The organism is Serratia sp. JUb9 (assembly GCF_014298095.1).
GTDB lineage: Bacteria > Pseudomonadota > Gammaproteobacteria > Enterobacterales > Enterobacteriaceae > Serratia_B > Serratia_B rhizosphaerae.
This window is the reverse complement of record NZ_CP060416.1, coordinates 3,187,793-3,208,359: the sequence shown is the minus strand read 5'-3', so window position 1 is coordinate 3,208,359 and position 20,567 is coordinate 3,187,793. Positions and strand designations below refer to the sequence as shown.

The 20,567-nt window shown below is 59.8% G+C and carries 19 protein-coding genes and 1 tRNA gene; 14 read left to right on the top strand and 6 right to left on the bottom strand.

Annotated features, from left to right (window positions below; genetic code table 11):
- Positions 1-36: 36 nt before the first annotated feature.
- The gene (locus HF675_RS15215; RefSeq protein WP_187043339.1) at positions 37-495 is read right to left on the bottom strand and encodes a methylglyoxal synthase; all 459 of its coding nucleotides are present in this window, start codon (positions 493-495) and stop codon (positions 37-39) included.
- A 138-nt stretch (positions 496-633) separates the two neighbouring features.
- Positions 634-1,188, bottom strand: coding sequence for a DUF2057 family protein (locus tag HF675_RS15210; RefSeq protein WP_187043338.1), 555 nt, complete (start codon positions 1,186-1,188; stop codon positions 634-636).
- A gap of 291 nt (positions 1,189-1,479) precedes the next feature.
- On the opposite strand from HF675_RS15210, the gene HF675_RS15205 reads away from it, so the two are divergent.
- Positions 1,480-1,893, top strand: coding sequence for a CoA-binding protein (locus HF675_RS15205; RefSeq protein WP_105230563.1), 414 nt, complete (start codon positions 1,480-1,482; stop codon positions 1,891-1,893).
- A gap of 54 nt (positions 1,894-1,947) precedes the next feature.
- On the opposite strand, the gene hspQ is transcribed toward HF675_RS15205, so the two are convergent.
- Both hspQ and rlmI read right to left on the bottom strand, forming a co-directional pair.
- Positions 1,948-2,265 carry a heat shock protein HspQ gene (gene hspQ, locus HF675_RS15200; protein ID WP_054305511.1) on the bottom strand — a complete coding sequence of 106 codons (318 nt, stop codon included), beginning with the start codon at positions 2,263-2,265 and terminating at the stop codon, positions 1,948-1,950.
- Between the two features lie 78 nt (positions 2,266-2,343).
- Positions 2,344-3,534, bottom strand: coding sequence for a 23S rRNA (cytosine(1962)-C(5))-methyltransferase RlmI (gene rlmI, locus HF675_RS15195; RefSeq protein WP_187044749.1), 1,191 nt, complete (start codon positions 3,532-3,534; stop codon positions 2,344-2,346).
- A 243-nt stretch (positions 3,535-3,777) separates the two neighbouring features.
- Here rlmI and yccX point away from each other — a divergent pair, with 243 nt between their 5' ends.
- On the top strand, positions 3,778-4,056 hold the full coding sequence (yccX, locus tag HF675_RS15190) for an acylphosphatase (protein WP_105230565.1): 279 nt from the start codon (positions 3,778-3,780) through the stop codon (positions 4,054-4,056).
- A gap of 11 nt (positions 4,057-4,067) precedes the next feature.
- Here the strand turns inward: yccX and tusE are convergent, their stop codons facing one another.
- The gene (tusE, locus tag HF675_RS15185) at positions 4,068-4,397 is read right to left on the bottom strand and encodes a sulfurtransferase TusE (protein ID WP_054305514.1); all 330 of its coding nucleotides are present in this window, start codon (positions 4,395-4,397) and stop codon (positions 4,068-4,070) included.
- 145 nt (positions 4,398-4,542) lie between these two features.
- Between tusE and HF675_RS15180 the strand changes: the two genes are divergently transcribed.
- Positions 4,543-5,628: an NAD(P)-dependent alcohol dehydrogenase gene (locus tag HF675_RS15180; protein ID WP_111737380.1), complete on the top strand. Its 1,086-nt coding sequence runs from the start codon at positions 4,543-4,545 to the stop codon at positions 5,626-5,628.
- Between the two features lie 68 nt (positions 5,629-5,696).
- Here HF675_RS15180 and yccA read toward each other — a convergent pair whose 3' ends face one another.
- Positions 5,697-6,353: an FtsH protease modulator YccA gene (gene yccA, locus HF675_RS15175; protein WP_015671816.1), complete on the bottom strand. Its 657-nt coding sequence runs from the start codon at positions 6,351-6,353 to the stop codon at positions 5,697-5,699.
- Between the two features lie 228 nt (positions 6,354-6,581).
- On the opposite strand from yccA, the gene HF675_RS15170 reads away from it, so the two are divergent.
- From HF675_RS15170 to tli1, 11 genes are all read left to right on the top strand, one after another.
- Positions 6,582-6,669, top strand: a tRNA-Ser gene (locus HF675_RS15170).
- Positions 6,670-7,551: 882 nt separating this feature from the next.
- The gene (tssB, locus tag HF675_RS15165; RefSeq protein ID WP_187043337.1) at positions 7,552-8,049 is read left to right on the top strand and encodes a type VI secretion system contractile sheath small subunit; all 498 of its coding nucleotides are present in this window, start codon (positions 7,552-7,554) and stop codon (positions 8,047-8,049) included.
- Positions 8,050-8,082: 33 nt separating this feature from the next.
- A complete protein-coding gene (tssC, locus tag HF675_RS15160) occupies positions 8,083-9,630 on the top strand; it encodes a type VI secretion system contractile sheath large subunit (protein WP_187043336.1) in 1,548 nt (515 codons plus the stop codon).
- 12 nt (positions 9,631-9,642) lie between these two features.
- A complete protein-coding gene (gene tssK, locus HF675_RS15155) occupies positions 9,643-10,983 on the top strand; it encodes a type VI secretion system baseplate subunit TssK (protein ID WP_111737379.1) in 1,341 nt (446 codons plus the stop codon).
- Positions 10,980-11,654: a type VI secretion system protein TssL, short form gene (gene tssL, locus HF675_RS15150; protein ID WP_111737378.1), complete on the top strand. Its 675-nt coding sequence runs from the start codon at positions 10,980-10,982 to the stop codon at positions 11,652-11,654. The genes tssK and tssL overlap by 4 nt, the downstream gene beginning before the upstream one ends.
- Positions 11,651-13,369 (top strand): OmpA family protein, encoded by a 1,719-nt coding sequence (locus HF675_RS15145; RefSeq protein ID WP_187043335.1) that lies wholly within the window; start codon positions 11,651-11,653, stop codon positions 13,367-13,369. The genes tssL and HF675_RS15145 overlap by 4 nt, the downstream gene beginning before the upstream one ends.
- A 1-nt stretch (position 13,370) precedes the next feature.
- Complete coding sequence (gene hcp / locus HF675_RS15140; RefSeq protein WP_105230571.1) at positions 13,371-13,862, top strand: type VI secretion system effector Hcp; 492 nt, start codon at positions 13,371-13,373, stop codon at positions 13,860-13,862.
- 275 nt (positions 13,863-14,137) lie between these two features.
- Positions 14,138-16,777, top strand: coding sequence for a type VI secretion system ATPase TssH (gene tssH / locus HF675_RS15135; RefSeq protein WP_187043334.1), 2,640 nt, complete (start codon positions 14,138-14,140; stop codon positions 16,775-16,777).
- Positions 16,777-19,158 (top strand): type VI secretion system Vgr family protein, encoded by a 2,382-nt coding sequence (locus HF675_RS15130; RefSeq protein ID WP_370569816.1) that lies wholly within the window; start codon positions 16,777-16,779, stop codon positions 19,156-19,158. Before tssH ends, HF675_RS15130 begins: the two co-directional genes overlap by 1 nt.
- Positions 19,159-19,923 (top strand): DUF4123 domain-containing protein, encoded by a 765-nt coding sequence (locus HF675_RS15125; RefSeq protein WP_187043333.1) that lies wholly within the window; start codon positions 19,159-19,161, stop codon positions 19,921-19,923.
- 78 nt (positions 19,924-20,001) lie between these two features.
- Complete coding sequence (gene tli1 / locus HF675_RS15120) at positions 20,002-20,529, top strand: T6SS immunity phospholipase A1-binding lipoprotein Tli1-KP (protein WP_187043332.1); 528 nt, start codon at positions 20,002-20,004, stop codon at positions 20,527-20,529.
- The last annotated feature ends 38 nt before the right edge of the window (positions 20,530-20,567 follow it).

Below are 20,567 nucleotides of genomic sequence, written 5' to 3'. Positions count from 1 at the left end.
TCGCCGGGCTGCGGCAGGCGGCCCGGCAGTTAACCGTTATTTCAGGCGTTCTTGCAGATAGCGCTGATAGTCGGGAATGGTGATGTCCACAGCCTGCGTGAACAGTGAAGAGCCAATCAGGAAATCGGCGGTGGCGCGGTTGGTGGCCACCGGGATATTCCACACCGTCGCCAGACGCAGCAGGGCTTTGACATCGGGGTCATGCGGCACGGCATTCAGTGGATCCCAGAAGAAAATCAGCATATCAATCTTGCCTTCCGAGATCAGCGCGCCGACCTGCTGGTCGCCGCCCATCGGGCCGCTTAGCATACTCTGTACCGGAATGCCGCTGGCGCGCTGGATCAGGTTGCCGGTGGTGCCGGTGGCGTAAAGCTGATGCTGGGCCAGCGCCGATTTATGTTCTTCGACCCACCGCAGCAAATCCTGTTTGCGGTGATCGTGCGCCACCAGGGCGATATGTTTACGTTCCGCAATCGTGCGGGTAGTCACTTCCATTGCAATATCCTTGGCTTACCGAATCATACTCAGCAGATTACTGAAACTGCATTTTTCTGCCTAGCGTTTACGCGTTGAAAATCATGATAAAGTGACATTCGCCAGCCTTTGCCGTCATTTTGTCCGGCAAAAGCGCCATTATGGGGTACGCCAGGGCTTGCCGGGGGATAAGTTATCCTGGTCATTGGCGCTCTGGCTGGCAAAGGCCGGGACGGCGGCCGGGTGCGGCTGGCGGTTATAGTCGGCGACGGTTTTTTCCAGCCGCTCATTGGCGTACGGCGGGGTAATGCGCAGAATATCGCGTTTTGCCGGCAGCGCCTTTCCCTGTTGATCGATCACCTGATAATTTTGCTGCTGCTCAAAGCGCTGGCCATCCTGCTGGCTGTCGATCGGGGGGAGTTTAATCGCCACCGCGCTGACGTTATGCGAGTTGAATGCCACCAGCATCAATGGCGACGTGTATAGCGAAGGCGGCTGCGTTGCCGCGTGCAGGGGTTTACTGACCTTAAACAGGAGTTGATGCTGCCCGCCGTTTAATTCGAGACTGTCAGCGCCTTTTAACAGCGAGCCGGTCATCTGTTTGCCGTCAACGACCAACAGTTCGATATCCGGGGAGAGTTTCAGGGTCGTAGCTACGGCCGACAGGCTCAGGCAAACGCCGAGCAATCCCGTAACCACCAGACCAAATTTCATTCGTTATCTCCTTATCTGCAGGCATGCATTCTATTGTTGAGGAGCGGACACAGTGTGTCAAAATTTTTCCGTCAGCCGCTACAAGTTACATTTTGTCATTTTTATTGATGTTTGGACACATAATCCGCAGCCGACGAGCGGTTGATTCCTTCAGACCGCAAAAAATCCTCAGGGTTGCAGCGTTTGTCATTTTTATCTGAGGCTTATCGCACAGGTTTATCGACTGCCAAGCCGCGCTTTTGGGTATAGACTAAACGGCAGGCACTACCCGCCAATAATCAGGAGAGCGAGATGGACGATCGTGAGATTGCCGAGGTGTTGCGGCAGGTGAAAAGTATTGCGCTGGTCGGCGCCAGTGATAAACCCGCGCGTGCGAGCTATGGCGTCATGGCCTATCTGTTGTCGCAGGGCTATCAGGTTACGCCGGTAAGCCCGAAGCTGGCCGGGCAGACGCTGCTGGGGCAGCAGGTTTATGCCAGCCTGGATGATATCCCCCATCCTATTGATATGGTCGATGTCTTTCGCAATGCGGAAGCGGCCTATGGCGTGGCGCAGGAGGCGATCGCTATCGGTGCCAAGGTACTGTGGCTGCAGATTGGCGTGATTAATAGCCAGGCGGAAGAGCTGGCGCAGGCGGCCGGGCTTAAGGTGGTGATGGACCGTTGCCCGAAAATCGAAATCCCGCGTTTGGGGCTGGAGCGATAAAAACGCAGGGCCCGGCGTAGTACCGGGCCCTGCAGGTTTCTCAGGCCGTGATGCTTAGTTGCGCAGGCGGGGCGCCTGCAGTTGACTGCGGATGGACTCCGCCAGCTCATCGAGCGACGGCTGCTCCGGATGCGCATCTTGTTCTTCACCCGCCAGTTGCGCTTCCGCCAGATAGGTATGAACCGGCTGGCCTTCTTCATCTTCCATCACGACGTGGTACCACGGCGCGGAACGTAAATCGTCGTTGGCGGCGATTTCGTCAGCTTTAGGTTGTTCCAAAGAGTATTCCGGGTCGATATCAATCACGACGCCCAGATACCCCAGCAGTTTATGACGAACCTGTTGTCCGATACCGAATTTGCTGGCAATCATGGTGACCTCCTGAGAAATAGTTTTTTTGCCCGCTCCTTTGCATATCATCGATATGGGGGCAAAACGGTCTATTTCAAGTTACATCACCCGGCATGCAAACCCTTTCAGATACAACCCTTCCGGATAGGTGGCGATCACCGGGTGATCGGCAGCCTGCCGATACTGCTCTATAAATTGTATATCACAACCGGCGTCGACAGCGGCGTCAGCCAGGATTTTTTGGAACAAATCGGTTGCCATCAGCCCCGAGCAGGAGAAACTCAGCAAGATCCCGCCTGGGTTCAGCAGCTGCAGTGCCAACATATTGATATCTTTATAGCCCCGGCAGGCGCTGGCCAGCTGGTTCTTATTTTCGACGAATTTCGGCGGATCCATAATGATCAGATCGAACTTTTCCCCCTGATTGCGATAGTTGCGCAGCAGTTGGAACACATCGTCGCGCACGAACTCCGCCTTGCTGACATCCAGCTGATTAAGCTCGACGTTCTGGCGGGCCACGTCCAGCGCCGCCTGCGAAGTATCAACGCTGATCACCTGGCTGCAGCCGCCCATCAGGGCCGAGACGGCAAAGGCGCCGGTATAGGAGAAGCAGTTCAGCACGCGGCGGCCGGCGGCAAAATTACGCGCGGCCAGGCGGCTGTCGCGCTGATCGAGATAGAAACCGGTTTTGTGTCCCTGCTGAATATCGACCAGCAGCTTCATTCCGTGTTCGGTAATCGGCAGCAGTGCCGGCGGCAGTTCGCCCAGCACCGGGCCTTGCGTCAGCGGCAGGCCTTCCTTTTTACGCACCGCCACGTCGGAGCGGTCGTAAATCGCACATTCCGGGTAGCAGTGCTGCAGGGCGGAGAGCAGCGCCGCGCGTTGATATTCGGCGCCGGCGGACAGCAGCTGCAGCACCAGGAAATTCTGGAAGCGGTCAATGGTAATGCCCGGCATGCCGTCAGATTCGCCGGCGATCAGGCGGTAGCCGTCCAGTCCGTCGCGTTTGGCGACCCAGTCACGCCAGTTTTGCGCCTGCTGTAAACGGCGGATAAAGAACGCGATATCAACCGCTTCATCCTGCTGGAAAGTCCAGACGCGCGCGCGGATTTGCGATTCCGGCGAATAGGCGCCGCGGGCCAGCCATTTTCCCTGACAGTCGTGGATATCGATGGTTTCACCGGAAAGCGGCTTGCCTTCGATGCGTTGAACCGCTCCGGAGAAGACCCAGGGATGACGACGAAGTAAGGATTTTTCACGTCCTTTGGCGAGAAACAGGCGCATTATGATTACTCTTTCAATACGGTGGATGACGACGGATAGGTCATTATCAGTCAAAATGACATCATCATCGCCGGGCAAGGACGCCACTGACGATGTTGGATGGCTGTCCGGCGCAGGGCGCAACGGCCATCATGTCGGGCTAGTTTACGTGATTTGTTAGAATAATCCGACTACGTTGTGGTATCCCGCCGGCGGCGGCGGGAAATGACTAAGGAATAACCCGGTGAAGTTGCAGCAAAGGGGGCAGTGATGACGCAGATTTGTAGAGTGGCGTATGTCTACGGCATGGTGCAGGGCGTGGGTTTTCGTTACAACACACAGGTTAAGGCGACGGCGTTGGGCCTGAACGGCTATGCGCGCAACCTGGATGACGGCAGCGTGGAAGTGCTGGCGTGCGGGGAACAGCTGCAGGTTGAGGCGCTGATCGACTGGCTGAAGCAGGGCGGCCCACGCAGCGCGCGCGTTGACCGCGTGCTGGTGGAGCCAAGCGGCGAGCAGGCCCTACAGGGGTTTACGATTCGCTACTGAGCACCGGCGGATTAGATACATTTGACCGGTTTGGGCAGGCCGGCAATTTTGGTCGCCTGTTTGGCCGGGCCTTTCGGGAACAAACGGTATAAATAGCGGCTGTTGCCTTTCTCTTCGCCGTACTTTTGCGCCATGGCTTTCACCAGCATGCGAATTGCCGGTGAGGTATTAAACTCCTGATAGAAATTACGTACAAAACGCACGACTTCCCAATGCGCGTCCGTCAGGACAATCTCTTCCTGCGCTGCTAACAGCGGCGCCAGGCCTTCATGCCAGTCGGCGCTGTTTTTCAGGTAGCCCTGCGCATCGGTATCAATAATCTGACCTTCAAACTCCAACATACTGCCTCAACGGGTAACTGATCACGTTGCGCAGTCTAGCAAATTTTAACGGCAGCAAACACCAGCGCCGGCGTTGACTACACTCAGGTTGGGCGTCTTATGTGCCCGACTGCCTCCCACTCACCTGAGCGTTAAGGAAGCTGACATGAGTATGATGAAAGCCGCTGCCTTTATTGAGAAAGGGCGTATTGAGCTGGTTGATAAGCCTATTCCTGCCCCCGGTCCGAATGATGCGTTGCTGAAAATTACCACCACCACCATTTGCGGCACGGATATTCATATTCTGAAAGGGGAATATCCGGTGTCCAGGATGCTGACCGTGGGCCATGAGCCGGTTGGGATTATCGAAAAGCTGGGCAGCAACGTGAAGGGCTACCGCGAGGGACAGCGGGCGCTGGCCGGCGCTATTTGCCCCTCGTTTACCTCCTATCCCTGCCAGGACGGCTACCCCGCGCAGGATGGCTCGCATCTGGCGGGATGCGCCTGCCACGGTTATAAGGCCACCGCCGGCTGGCGCTTTGGCAACGTGATTGACGGCACCCAGGCGGAGTACGTGCTGGTGCCGGATGCCGAGGCAAACCTGGCGCCGATTCCTGACGGCCTGTCCGATGAGCAGGTGCTGATGTGTCCGGACGTGATGTCCACCGGCTTTAAGGGCGCGGAAAACGCCGGTATCAAGATAGGCGATGTCGTGGCGGTGTTTGCTCAGGGGCCGATTGGCCTGTGCGCGACAGCAGGCGCGCGTCTGCGCGGCGCCAGCCTGGTGATTGCCGTCAGCAGCGCGCCGGAGAAGCTGGCGATGGCCGGACGGCTGGGGGCCAATGTGCTGCTGAATTACAAACAGGTCGACGTGGTGGATGAGATCCTGAAAATTACCGGCGGGCGCGGCGTGGATGCCAGCATTGAGTGTCTGGGCACGCAGCGCACCTTTAATCAGGCGCTGCGGGTGCTCAAACCGGGCGGCACGCTGTCCAGCCTGGGCGTGTATAGTGACGATTTGCAATTGCCGGTCAGCGCCATTGCCAATGGGCTGGGGGATCACACCATCCGCACCGCGCTGTGCCCCGGCGGCAAAGAGCGGATGCGCCGAATGATGAACGTGGTGCAGCATGGCGGCCTGGACTTGACGCCGCTGATCACCCATCGTTTCCCGCTTGATGAGATCGCTGACGCCTACCGGCTGTTTGCAGAAAAACGCGACGGCGTGATTAAGCTGGCGATTAGCGCCTGAAGCCGGTCGTTAAACGTAAAAAAGCCCCCGCACAGGCGGAGGCTTTTATCATCGTGCTGGCTGCCGCATCAGTTGCTGCGGGCGAAGCCCAGAATGCTCAGCAGGCTGATAAACATGTTGTACAGCGAGACATACAGGCCAACGGTGGCGCGGATGTAGTTGGTTTCGCCGCCGTGGATGATGTTGCTGGTTTCCCACAGGATGGCGCCGGCGGAGAACAGAATAAACAGCGCGCTGATTGCCAGGTGCAGAGCTGGGATCTGCAGGAACAGGTTGGCGATCACCGCCACCAGCAGCACCACAAAGCCCGCCATCATCATCCCGGACAGGAACGACATATCCTTACGGGTGGTCAGCACGTAGGCCGAGCAGCAGAAGAACACCAGCGCGGTGCCGCCCAGCGCCAGCATAATCAGATCACCGGCGCCGGCGTTCAGGAACGAGCTGAGGATCGGGCCCAGGGTATAACCCATAAAGCCGGTCAGCGCGAAGGCGGCCAGGATGCCCGCCGGGCTGTTGGCCAGCTTGTGCGTCAGGAACATCAGGCCGTAGAAACCGACCAACATCAGCAGCAGACCCGGCGCCGGCAGCCCCAGCATGGTGCTGGCGGTAGCGGTCAGCGCGGAGAAGCCCAGCGTCAGGGAAAGCAGGAAGTAGGTATTGCGCAGCACCTTGTGGGTGCTGAGCAACGAATCGCGCGAGGATGAGACGACAGTGCGGTCCATATAATGATCTCTCTTATCAGGTCATCACAAAATTAGTTACGATGATAAATAGTGCAAGCGATTGATTAAAGTTTGTTTACCAATCTTTACCCTTAGTCATCATTGGCGCAACGGCGTACGATTTGCCGCTTTATTCGGCGAGCGGCGGCGGCGTGCTGGTTTTTCGCGCGGTTGAACGGGCGTGGACTTTACAAGCCAACATACTGTGTTTATAGTTCGCCTCATTACGGAGGGGTGGCCGAGTGGCTGAAGGCAACGGTCTTGAAAACCGTCGACGGGAAACCGTTCCAGAGTTCGAATCTCTGCTCCTCCGCCATATTACAGACCCCAGGCTTAGCGATAAGCCTGGGGTTTTTCTTTATGGTCTGCCGCCAACCATTGCGCAGACTCTACGCGACGCCCGCCCGGGCTGCTTTATCTTCGAACGTTGATAGCCTGCAGACAACAATATCACCGCTGCGTATGCATGCTATTGGTGCGGGGCGGAATGAGCCTATTTCTTCCCCTCACCAAAACCCCGCCGTTTAAAACCGGCATCTGCCTGCCATAAAAAACGCATCAGCCTTTCCTTTCCATAGCCGGCAATTACATTCGTGATAGGGCTAATCATATTGGCAGCAATAATAAGCTTTCTTTAGATGAAAAACGATTAATCTCATTAAATGGAATAGCGAGATGACGTGGCGATGGAATAGTTTTTGTTTCGCTTTATCGTTAATGAAAGTAAAAATAGGAACCGATGTCTCATTTTTTGAAAAAAATGAAAACTAGGATATTTCTTTTTTATTAAGCATAGTTTGTACAATTCGTGAGATTAAGAGTAATTGATCATTTTACCCCCGCCCTTATCCCACAAGGGATAGGTGGGTAATGGTAAGATTTTTCTTGTAAATCAAATTGATGTTTCCTTTCTTGCTGCTTGTCTTGATGGAAACATTTTGTTACATATAATGGTTTTCAATAATACCTCTAACATTTTTAAACTCCGGCCATAGGTAATTATCTGAAATTTGGTTTTTCAGAAAAAAACCTGTAACCACGTGTCGTTCATGGATGGAATGCGCTTGCTGTGGCCCGGATATTTATCTGCGCCACAGGACCTCTACAGGGATGTGCCATATTGGCAACTCAGCCTTATTCTTTCTATTCATCAGCGGCATTGAGCGTTTCTATTTATTTTGTAGAACAGGGATAGCCAATGTCTAACTCATACCAGTCCGAGATCCCCAAGGCCCGCGTCAATATCAAGCTGGACCTGCATACCGGCGGCGCCCAGAAAAAAGTCGAACTGCCCCTCAAGCTGATGGTGGTGGGGGATTACAGCAACGGCAGTGAACAACGCCCGCTGTCCGAGCGCGAAAAGATCAACGTCAATAAAAACAACTTCGACAGCGTGCTGGCCGAATTCTCTCCGTCGGTCAACCTGGCGGTGGAAAACACCCTGGCCGGCGACGGCAGCGAGGAAAACATCAGCCTGACGTTCCGCGAGATGAACGACTTTACCCCGGAGCAGGTCGCCCGCCAGATCCCTCAGCTGAAAGCCATGCTGGCCATGCGCAACCTGCTGCGCGACCTGAAAGCCAACCTGCTGGATAACCAGACGTTCCGTAAAGAGCTGGAAACCATTCTGCGGGATCCCGCCCTGAGCGCGGAACTGCGCGATGAACTGTCCGCCCTGGCGCCGGCGCAGCCGTAACGGCCGCGATATTTAACGGATTAACGAGAGAAAATGCTGATGTCTGTAAAAAATGAAAATGCTGCCGGCGGCGAAAACGTGGTGTTGGAACGTCCGCAGGCGGGCGGTGTGTATGCGTCCCTGTTTGAAAAAATCAACCTGAACCCGGTGGCGTCGCTGAGCGCGCTGGACAGCTGGCAGGATAACCAGATTATGTCTGACGCCACGGCGGACGAACGCGTCACCGCCGCGATGCAGATCTTTCTGGAGCGTCTGAAGCAGTCCGGCACCAGGGTGGAAAAGCTGGACAAAACCCTGCTGGATCACCACATTGCCGAACTGGATCAGCAAATCAGCCGCCAGCTGGACGCGGTGATGCACCACGAAGACTTCCAGCGGGTGGAATCCCTGTGGCGCGGCATGAAGTCGCTGGTGGACAAAACCGATTTCCGTCAGAACGTCAAAATCGAACTGCTGGATCTGTCGAAAGACGATCTGCGCCAGGACTTTGAAGACGCGCCGGAAATTGTGCAAAGCGGGCTTTACCTGCAGACCTACGTCGCCGAATACGACACGCCGGGAGGCGAGCCGATCGGCGCGCTGATCTCCGCCTATGAGTTCGACGCCTCCGCCCAGGATATCGCGCTGCTGCGCAATATCTCCAAGGTATCCGCCGCGGCGCATATGCCGTTTATCGGTTCCGCCGGGCCGAAATTCTTCCTGAAAGACAAGATGGAAGACGTCGCCGCGATTAAGGATATCGGCAACTACTTTGACCGCGCCGAATACCTCAAGTGGAAAGCCTTCCGGGAAACCGATGACGCGCGCTATATCGGCCTGGTGATGCCGCGGGTGCTGGGCCGCCTGCCGTATGGCCCGGACACCGTGCCGGTGCGCAGCTTCAACTATGTGGAAGAGGTAAAAGGCCCGGATCACGATAAATACCTGTGGACCAACGCCTCCTTCGCGTTCGCCGCCAATATGGTGCGCAGCTTTATCAACAACGGCTGGTGCGTGCAAATCCGCGGCCCGCAGGCGGGCGGCGCGGTGCAGGACCTGCCAATCCATCTCTACGATCTGGGTACCGGCAACCAGGTGAAAATCCCGTCGGAAGTGATGATCCCGGAAACCCGCGAATTTGAGTTCGCCAACCTGGGCTTTATCCCGCTGTCGTACTACAAAAACCGCGACTACGCGTGCTTCTTCTCCGCCAACTCCGCGCAGAAGCCGGCGCTGTACGACACCGCGGACGCCACCGCCAACAGCCGCATCAACGCGCGCCTGCCGTATATCTTCCTGCTGTCGCGCATCGCGCACTACCTGAAGCTGATCCAGCGCGAAAACATCGGCACCACCAAGGATCGCCGTCTGCTGGAGCTGGAGCTGAACACCTGGGTGCGCAGCCTGGTGACCGAAATGACCGATCCGGGCGATGAGCTGCAGGCTTCGCACCCGCTGCGCGACGCCAGGGTGGCGGTGGAAGATATTGAAGACAACCCGGGCTTCTTCCGCGTGAAGCTGTATGCGGTGCCGCACTTCCAGGTGGAAGGGATGGACGTCAACCTGTCGCTGGTATCCCAGATGCCGAAGGCGAAAGCATAAGGCGGGCAACCGGTGAAGATTGAACAGCCACTATGGGGGCGGGGGATCATGATCTCGCCCCAGCATTTTCAACAGCAGGCGGCGCATGCGGCCTGGAGCGCTGAAAGTATCGCTCAGATGGGGCTGAATCACCCATGGGGGGTGTTCGAGGCCGTATTCGACGCGGATATGCTGAAACTGGGCCGCCTGCAGGCCCAGCATTTACACCTGCGCTTTCAGGACGGCACGCTGGTTGACACGGCACAGGCCGATCCGCTGCCGCCGGCGCTTGCGCTTGACGGCGAACGTCAGGACGCCGTGGTAGTGCTGGCCCTGCCGTTGCTGCGCGCTAATGGCGGCAACTGCCTGAAGCCGGATGAGACGGCGGAGCGTCCGGTGCGCTACCGCCAGCGCTGGCGTGACGTGCGTAACCAATACGGCGACGACGATCGCCAGATCGCCGTGATGCAGGCAGAGCTTACCCTGCGCTTTGCCCATCAGAATAACGGCGATTACCTGACCTGCCCGGTGGCGCGCCTGTTGCAGGATTCGCAGGGAAACTGGGTAATTGACGAAGCGTATCTGCCGCCGCTGTTAGCGATGCGGGGCAGCCGCTGGTTGATGACCCAACTGGAACTGCTGATGACGCAGTTACGCGCCCGTCTGATCCGCCTGATGGCCATGCGTCGGGAGAGTAACGAGCGCATGGCGGACTTTGCCGTGGCGGACGTCTCGCTGTTCTGGCTGCTCAATGCCCTGAACAGCGCGGAACCGGTGCTGGGGCAGTTTCAGCATTTTCCGCAAAGCGCGCCGGAGCGGCTTTATCCGGAGCTGGCGCGTCTGGCCGGCAGCCTGCTGACTTTTTCTCTGGATCATCAGCTCAGCGCCATTCCTGCCTGGCGGCATGAGCAGTTGAATGCGGTGTTCCCGCCGCTGTTCGCGCTGCTCGGCGAGCTGCTGGAAGCCAGCCTGCCGTCACGGGTGATGGCGATTGCGCTGACGCACGACAAACGGCTGCGCCAGTGGCAGGCGCGCTTGCAGGAGCCGCGTCTGCATGAAGGGGCGGATTACTACCTTTCCGTGCGTTCGCCACTGCCGGCGGCGCAGCTGCAGGAGCAGTTTCCGCGTCAGTGCAAAGTGGGCAGCCCCGATTATGTGACCAGCCTGGTGAATACCTCCCGTCAGGGGATCCCGCTGAAACCGCTGAGCCATGTTCCGGCGGCCATCCCGCTGCGGCTGGAGAACCAGTACTTCTCGCTTGATCTGGCACACCCCGCAGCGCAGGAGATGCTGGCCAGCGGCAGCTGTATGTTTTACGTCCCGGGCACGCTGGGCGAGCCTGAGCTTGAACTGTTTGCGGTGCTGAGAACATGAGTGAAAAACAAGAGTGCGACATCGATGCGCTGTTGCAGAACACCTGGCTGCAGGTCATCAGCCTGCGCCATGGTCCGTCGTTTAATGATGGGGACGGCCGCGTGCTGTGGGAGCGCTGCGTGGCGGACGTTGAGCAGGTCCAGCAGGCGCTGCGGGAGGGCGGCTGCGACGAGGCAAGCCGCCGGCATATTCTCTATGCCCAGTGCGCATTGATTGATGAGGCGGTCAAAGGGCGCGGCGTACAGGATGATGCGTGCGTGCAGTGGTATGACATGCCGCTGCAGGGGCATTTTCTCGGCACCATCGATGCCGGCGACACGCTGTGTGACCGGATGCGCGATGTGCTGCGTGAGCCGGCGCCCGACAGCGCGGTGCTGACCTGTTTCCACCGGGTGATGCTGCTGGGGTTCCTGGGCGGATACCGTTCATTGAACGATCCCGAGCGGGAGAAGCTGCTGCAGGCATTGCACGACCGTGTTCCGCCGTTTGGCTATCCGCAGACGACGCCGGTGTTGGCCGGGGTTAAAGGCGGTCGCGGGATGAGCGGCTGGTTTGCCGCCTGGCCGGTGCGCATCGGCTGCGCGCTGCTGGCGCTGGCCGCGCTGTGGTGGGGGCTTGATCGCTGGCTGGATACGCTGTTGGTCACGCTGCTGCCGGGAGCGGTGCAATGAGTTCCGCGCTACGGCGGGGGCTGGCGCTGTGGTGCGTACTGCTGACCGCGAGCGTGAGCCTGGTTTTTTTACCCGTCTCCTGGCCGGTCGCGCTCCTGCTGACGCTGCTGGTCGGGGGCGCGCTGATGGCGACGCTCTGGCTGACGCGTCGCCATCCGGAGCCGGAGATCGCCGCCTCGCTGGAAAATTTGCCTGAGGCGAGCTGGAAACGGCCGGTGGTGCTGGTGTGCGGCGATTTGTCCCGGCAATGGCCGGCAGCATCAGCGGTGCTGACGATGGCGGAAGGCTGCTGGATCCGGATTGAGTCGCATCAGGAGCTGCTGCGGACCGCCCGCCAGCTGCTGCAGATGCGGCCGGCCTGGGGGCGTCAGCTTGCGGTGATGGTCACCCTGTGTCCGCAGAGACATAACGATACGGAACGCCTGACCAGCCATTTGCTGGCGCTGCGCTGGCAGATAAGCCAACTGCGCAGAAAGAGCCGCCATGCCATACCGCTGGTGCTGCATGCTCAGGCTGGCTGCGCCATGTCGCCCGAGCCGCTCTGGCAGGCGGCCATGGCGGGTGAACCCGTCTGCGTATGGCGGGAATCGGCGGCGCCCGTTTCGGTCGCCGCCTGGATGAACAGCGGCGGTGAGAGGGCGGCGCGGCAGCAGATTGTACTCAACGGCCTGATGGCATGGTTTGAACAGTCTGTGACGGCGCTGTTTACCCATGAAAACCCGGACGCGCCCGCCGTTGCGCCGACGGCTGTCTTATGGGGGCTGGGGCCGTCAGTTAACGGTGCGCTGCCGGCATCGCTGTGGCGTGAGTGGTTACGCCGCCATACCGCGCTGAGTCAGGTTGACGGCTGGCAGCCAGCGGCAGCCACAGATCCGGCGCGAATGCCGCTGCCCGATTTTATTTTGCCTTTACTGCCTGCAGGAGACGGATTAACGCCGCGCCAGCGGGCAGGGCGCAGCGGACTGGCGATGTTTACCCTGGCGGTGGCCGTCGCGCTGTGCGGCAGCGCCTGGAATAACGCGCAGCTGCTCAAGCGCCTGGCTTTTGATATCCGCCACTATCACCGCATCGCCATGGAGGATTACGGGCCGAAGGCGGAGGCGGTAACCAGGCTGCGTCTGAACGCCTCACTGCTGGACGACTATGCGCGCAACGGCGAACCGCAGCGTTTGGGGCTGGGGTTGTATCGCGGCGAACGCCTGCGAACGCCGCTGCTGGACGCGATTCGGTCGTATGTTCCGCCACCGGCGCCGCCGCCAGACGTTAAGCCCGAGGCGCCGGCGCCGAAAATTGTCCGCCTCGACAGCATGTCGCTGTTTGACTCCGGCAAGGCGGAGCTGAAAGCCGGTTCGACCAAAATGCTGGTCAACTCGCTGGTGGACATCAAGGCCAAACCGGGCTGGCTGATTGTGGTCAGCGGCCATACCGACAACACCGGCAAGGCAACGCTGAACCAGCGGCTGTCGCTGCAGCGCGCCGAGGCGGTGCGCAACTGGATGCGTGATACCGGCGACGTGCCGGAAAGCTGTTTTGCGGTGCAGGGCTATGGCGCAAGCCGTCCTGTCGCCGACAACGATACGTCGCAAGGCCGTGCGCTTAACCGACGTGTCGAAATCAGTCTGGTGCCGCAGGCGGATGCCTGCCGGCTGCCGGACGCAACCCCGCCGTCATCATTGGAAGGTGACGGCGTTGATAACAACGAGTGGAGAAAATGAAATGGCAATTCCTGTTTATCTTTGGCTGAAAGACGACGGCGGCGCGGACATTAAAGGGTCGGTGGACGTTCAGGATCGCGAAGGCAGCATCGAGGTGGTGGCGCAGGAACACAACCTGTACATCCCGACCGATAACAACACCGGCAAGCTGACCGGCACCCGCATCCATACGCCGTTCCTGTTTACCAAGGAAATCGATGCCTCCAGCCCGTACCTGTACAAGGCGGTCACCACCGGCCAGACCCTGAAGTCGGCGGAGTTCAAATGGTACCGCATTAACGATGCCGGCCAGGAAGTGGAGTACTTCAACACCAAACTGGAGAACGTGAAGGTGGTGAAGGTGAATCCGCTGATGCACGACATCAAGGATCCGTCGTTTGAAAAGCATAACCACCTCGAGCGGATCGAGCTGCGTTACGAAAAAATCACCTGGACCTACAAAGACGGCAACATCATTCATTCCGACAGTTGGAACGAACGCGCTACCGCGTAATGCCCCGTCATACTTCGCGCCGCAGGAGTGCTGGCAGCGTTTGCTGACTCCGGTCACAGAATCCCTGGGATGGGCAAACCTGCCGTCTCCCTGCGACACGAATGATGAGGTTAACAGCCTGTGCGGACAGGTTTCCTGTCCGCTTTTTTTCCTGAGCATCCGGCATCCGGGCGTTCAGCAAAGAGATCACAATCCGGCAATCTGACCTGATGCGCTTTGGTACACAGCGATGGGCGGTAGCGTGCCCGGGAACCGATTAATCAAGAGAGAGAATTATGGAAAATTCAGCCGTCCTGTTACGTCGTCTTAACCCTTATTGCGCCCGCGCCCTGGAAGGAGCGGCGTCGCTGTGCCAGACCCGCGCGCATGCGCAGATCCAGCCGGAACACTGGCTGTTGAAGCTGCTGGAGCAGGGCGAGGGTGACCTGACGGTGCTGGCGCGGCGTTACGAATGGAATATGGATGAGATCTGGCAGGCGCTGCTGAACTGGCTCGATGGCCTGCCGCGCTCGGTACGTGGGCGGCCGGAACTGGCGGACAGCCTGCTGACGCTGATGCAGGAGGCCTGGTTGCTGGCCTCGCTGGCCGGCGAGACGCAGATCCGCAGCGTTCACCTGCTGACGGCGCTGGTAGGCAAGCCCGCGCTGGCGCGCTGCGACGGCCTGTGGCCGCTGCTGACGCTGGGGCAGAGCCAGCTGGAGCGCCTGCGCCCGCTGCTGGATGCGCAGTCGGAAGAGCGTCCGGAGGTGCAGCAGGAGGTCGGGCTGGCGCAGACCCGCACCGAGATGACGGAGCCTGCGGCGGACGCCGACCTAAAGGCGGGCGAACTCTCCCCGGCGCTACAGGGCGCGCTGGATAAATTCACCCTCGACGTGACCGCCAAAGCGCGGGCCGGCGCGATCGACCCGGTGTTCGGCCGCGATACCGAGATCCGCCAGATGGTGGACATTCTCTCCCGCCGGCGTAAAAACAACCCGATCCTGGTGGGCGAACCGGGCGTGGGGAAAACCGCGCTGGTGGAAGGGCTGGCGCTGCGTATTGCCGAGGGCAACGTGCCGGCCAGCCTGCAGCCGGTCACCCTGCGCACGCTGGATCTCGGGCTGCTGCAGGCCGGCGCCGGCGTGAAGGGCGAGTTTGAACAGCGGCTGAAAAACATTATCGATGCGGTGCAGCAGTCGCCGACGCCGGTGCTGCTGTTTATCGACGAGGCCCACACCATTATCGGCGCCGGCAATCAGGCCGGCGGCGCCGATGCCGCCAACCTGCTGAAGCCGGCGCTGGCGCGCGGCGAACTGCGCACCATCGCCGCCACCACCTGGAGCGAATACAAACAGTACTTCGAGCGCGACGCGGCGCTGGAGCGTCGTTTCCAGATGGTGAAAGTGGACGAACCGGACGACGCCGCCGCCTGCCTGATGCTGCGCGGCCTGAAATCCCGCTATGCGCAGCACCACGGCGTGCATATTACCGATGAGGCGGTGCGCGCCGCCGTCACGCTTTCCCGCCGTTATCTCACCGGCCGCCAGCTGCCGGATAAGGCGGTGGATCTGTTGGATACCGCCAGCGCCCGGGTGCGCATGAGCCTGGACACCGTGCCGGAAGCGATCGTCCACGCACAGGCCGCCGTTACCGCGCTAGCGCTGGAAGAGCAGGCGTTGCTGGCGGATATCGCCGTCGGCAACCCGGAAGAAGAGGGACGGCTGACGGCCATCGCCGCCCAGACCGCAGAGCTGAACCAGCGTCTGGCGCAGTTAGAAGGCCAGTACCGACAGGAGCAGGAACTGATTCAGCAACTGTTGGCGTGCCGTACGGACGGCGCGCGTCAGGGGAAGATCGCGGCTGTCCAGCAGGCGCTGGCGGCGCTTCCCCACGAGCAGGCGCTGCTCACGGCGGATGTGGACGCCCGCAGCGTGGCTAACGTTATTGCCGACTGGACCGGGGTGCCGCTCTCCTCATTAATGAAGGACGAACAGAACGAACTGCTGAGCCTGGAGGCGGAAATCGGCCGGCGGGTGGTCGGGCAGGATACGGCGCTGCACGCCATCGCCCAGCGGCTGCGGGCGTCCAAAACCGGCCTGACCAGTGAAAACGGGCCGCAGGGCGTGTTTCTGCTGGTGGGGCCGAGCGGCACCGGTAAAACCGAAACCGCGCTCACGCTGGCCGACTGCCTGTACGGCGGCGAGAAATCGCTGATCACCATCAACCTCTCCGAATATCAGGAGCCGCACACCGTCTCTCAACTGAAAGGCTCGCCGCCGGGCTACGTCGGCTACGGCCAGGGCGGCATTCTGACCGAGGCGGTGCGCAAACGCCCTTACAGCGTGTTGTTGCTGGATGAGGTGGAAAAGGCGCACCGCGACGTGATGAACCTGTTCTATCAGGTGTTCGACCGCGGCTTTATGCGCGATGGCGAGGGGCGCGAAATCGACTTCCGCAACACCGTGATCCTGATGACCTCCAACCTCGGCAGCGACCACATTATGCAGCTGTTGGACGAACAGCCGGACGCCAGCGAAGGTGATTTACAGGAACTGCTGCGCCCGATCTTGCGCGACCACTTCCAGCCGGCGCTGCTGGCCCGTTTCCAGACGGTGATTTACCGGCCGCTGGCGGCGGAAGCGATGCTCACCATCGTGCAGATGAAGCTGGAGCAGGTCAGCCGGCGGCTGCAGCGCCACTACGGCCTTGCCACCCGGATTGGCGACGGCCTGTACGACGCGCTGACCGCCGCCTGTCTGCTGCCGGATACCGGCGCGCGCAACGTCGACAGCCTGCTCAACCAGCAGCTGTTGCCGGTGCTCAGCCAGCAACTGTTAAGCCAGATGGCGGCGAAGCAGAAGTTGCAGACGTTGACGCTCGACTGGCATGACGAGGACGGGATTGTGCTGGCGTTTGATAACGATAAGGAAGAGTGATGATGGCAAATCCGCTTGCGGTGATTTTCAGCCACAGCCACCACCTGCTGCAGGTGGCGGACTGCGACGCGCTGCTGGACGTGCTGGCCTTTGAGGGCCAGGAGGAACTAAGTAAACCGTTCAGCTACCGGATTGAATTTACCAGCGCCGACCACGGCATCCATCGGGAGGCGATGCTGATGAAGGCGGCGTCGCTGACGCTGCAGGCGCCGCTCAATCAGGGCGCCGCGATTAAACTGCAGCAGCCGCTGCGGGTGATCCAGGGCGTGGTTACCGGCTTTGAGCGTCTGGGCACCACCAACGATGAGAGTCGCTACGCGCTGACTCTGGCGCCGCGGCTGGCGCTGCTGGCGCGCAGCCGGCAGAACGCCATCTATCAGGATATGTCGGTGCCGCAGATCGTGGAGAAAATCCTGCGCGAGCGCCACGGCATGCGCGGGCAGGATTTCCTGTTCTCACTGACGCAGGACTACCCGCGGCGCGAGCAGGTGATGCAGTACGGCGAGGACGACCTGCGTTTTATCACCCGGCTGCTGGGGGAGCTGGGCATCTGGTTTCGCTTTACCGCCGACACCCGGTTGAATATCGACGTGGTGGAGTTTTGCGATGGCCGTCAGGGCTACGGCGCGGGGCTGACGCTGCCGTCGGTGCCGCCCTCCGGCCAGCATGACGAGGGCGTAGAGTCGTGCTGGGGGCTGGAGAGTCGCCATCAGGTGGTGGAAAAACAGGTCAGCCTGCGGGATTACAACTACCGGCAGGCGCTGGAGGCGATGGATGCGCAGGCGGAGATTGGCGCCGGCGACGGCACTACCTACGGTGATGCCTATCACTACGCGGATAACTACCTGACGGTCGGCAGCGGCGAAGAACGTAACCCGACGGCGGAAAGCGGCGCGTTTTATGCCCGCATCCGCCATGAACGCTACCTGAACCGCCAGGGCCGGCTGTTCGGCGTTAGCAGCAGCGTGGCGCTGGTGCCGGGCGAAGTGGTCAGGGTGAGCGGCGGTGCGGAGGTGACGGAGGTGTTCCGCCGGGGCGTGGCGATCGTGCGGACGATCAGTACGGCACGGCGCGATAAAAGTCTGGAAATCGGCTTTGAGGCGATCCCGGACGGCGTGGACTACGCCTACCGGCCGGGCGTGCCGCTGCGTCCGGTGATGGCCGGCACGCTGCCGGCGCGGGTGACCAGCACCACCGAGAACGACAGCTACGGGCATATCGACCGCGACGGCCGCTACCGGGTCAACATGCTGTTTGACCGGTCGAACTGGGAAACCGGCTTTGAAAGCCTGTGGGTGCGCCAGTCGCGGCCTTACGCCGGGGAGACCTACGGCCTGCACCTGCCGCTGCTGGCGGGCACCGAGGTGGCGATCGGCTTTGAGGACGGCAACCCGGACCGCCCGTACATTGCCGGCGTGCTGCATGATTCGGCGCACCCGGACCCGGTCACCATCCGCAACTACAAACGCAACGTGCTGCGCACGCCGGCGAACAACAAAATCCGCCTGGACGACAGCCGGGGCCAGGAGCATATCAAGGTCTCCACCGAGTACGGCGGCAAGAGCCAGCTGAACCTCGGTCATTTGGTCGATGCGGAAAAGCAGCAGCGCGGCGAAGGCTTTGAGCTGCGCACCGACAGCTGGGGCGCCATCCGGGCGCAGAAGGGGCTGTTCATCAGCGCCGATGGCCAGCCAAAGGCGCAGGGCGAAGTGCTGGCGATGCAGCCTGTGATTAGCCTGCTGAAAGGCGCGCTGCATCAGGTCGCCGAGTGGGGCAGTATTACGCAGATCCACCGTAGCCACAGCCCTGCGGTCAGCGGACTGAAACAGTTGGCGGACAGCGCAGACAAACTGAAAGATCCGCTACTGCTAATGAGCGCGCCGAAAGGGCTGGGCGCCATGACCCCTGAAACGATGTTGCTGCACAGCGGTAACGGTTTGTATATGCAGAGCCTTGGCGAAGTAAACCTCACCAGCGCACAGCGCCTGTCGGCAAACGCCAGTCAGGCCGTCTCGCTGCTGGCGCAGAGCGAGGGTATGCGGCTGGTATCCGCCAAGGGTCCGTTGGAGATGGAGTCACATGGCGATATTTTATCGCTGACCTCCCTGAAAGAGATTACCGTCCAGTCTACACAGGGACACCTGCAATTGACGGCTAAAAATGGCATCACTCTGGGCTGCGGTGGGGCTTATATTCGCCTCACGCCGCAGGGCGTGGTGGAAATTCACGGTCCGGGATTAATCAGCCTGAAAGGTCAGCACGATCTGCAGGGGCCAGCCAGTGAGACGTTTCCCTTGCCTGAGCTACCGGCATCGGTGTGTAAAGAGTGTCTGAAAAAAGCGCAGCAGCTGGCGCAGGGCTTCGTGCCAAGGGAGGCATAAATGACTACGTCATGGATTGAGGAAGTGGCCGCTGCCTGTCGGGCATCCGGGATCGATTATCTGGATATGATCATTGATCAGGCCGGGCTGGATTTTAGTGTTATCCCGGCACTGAACGCGTTGTCGATAGAGTGGCAATCGCTGTACCGTGGGCTGCCGGAAGCGTTTATTGTCGATGATGCTCCGCTGATTGCGCGCATAACGCTTGACAATGTCCAGCAGCAGCAGTGGCTGCAGGAAATTAGCCGGCAGGTTGCCGTACAGGCACCGTTGCTGCTGCTGTGTTCACCCTGGCCGTTCTCTGCCCTGACGGCCTGGTTAACACAGTGCATGGACGTGTTGCAGGAGGGAAGGGGCGGCATTTTGCGATTTTACGATACGCGGATATTTCCCCTGCTTTTTACACACATCCTCAGTGAGGAGCAACAGCAGCCTTTGTTGCGCCCGGCCCTGTTCTGGGCATGGCAGGATATGGATGGTCACCCGAGGGGCATAAAAGGTTGCGGCACGCCTCAGGCTCGCGATGAAAAAAACCATAAAATCGATCTCAGCGATCGCCAACTGGAGTACCTGATGTGCGTCTGTGATGTCATGGTGCTGTTGGCGCACCGCGCACCGCCAGCGGGCGTTTATGCATCGCGGCAGGCGCTGTTTTCTGATTGCTACCAGGGCATGGTGGAGGCTACCAATCAGGGCATTATTCTGGATGATGCGCGTGAAGCCTGGGTGATGCAAAAATGGCTTGGTGCAGCAGAAACTGACTGATGGCGAAGGGAAGCCGCTCCGGACTGGGTACCCGTCTCCATTTCAGCGTGACTGCACGCGTGATACAAGGAAAGTCAGATGAAACATTCACTGTTAACCCCGCTGCTGGCGGGTCTGTTGCTGTTAACCGGCTGCTCACAGCCCGCCGCGCAGGCCGGCGGTGGGGGCGGCACGATCAAAGCCATCAACCACACCAAATGGGCGATTAACCACTTCAGCGTCAATAACCAGTCGGGCATCGACATTATCGGTCCGTATCAGGGCGGCGGTGGCGGCTGCTGTTACAGCGTACCCGCCCACTGGACGCCGGGCATGACGGTGCGTATTGACTGGGAAACAGGGGCTGGAGATATGGATGGATTTCCCGGTTATGAGAACAGGGAACAATATCTTGCTTGGGCTAAGAAAATGAAAGCCCAGAATCGCCAGCACAGCAAAACCGTGCCGATCCCCGACTATAACGGCCAGGATGTCTGCGGTATTACGGTGCACTTTTTGCCCTGCGACGAAGTGAAGGTGACAACCAGTTGCTGGTCACCGAGAAATGCCAACTACCCGATAAAAGAGCCCATCAGGATGAAGGAGCCGAAAGTCTGTCCGCGGTAACGGAAACTGCTCCGGACTGGGAATCTCCCCCCATTTCA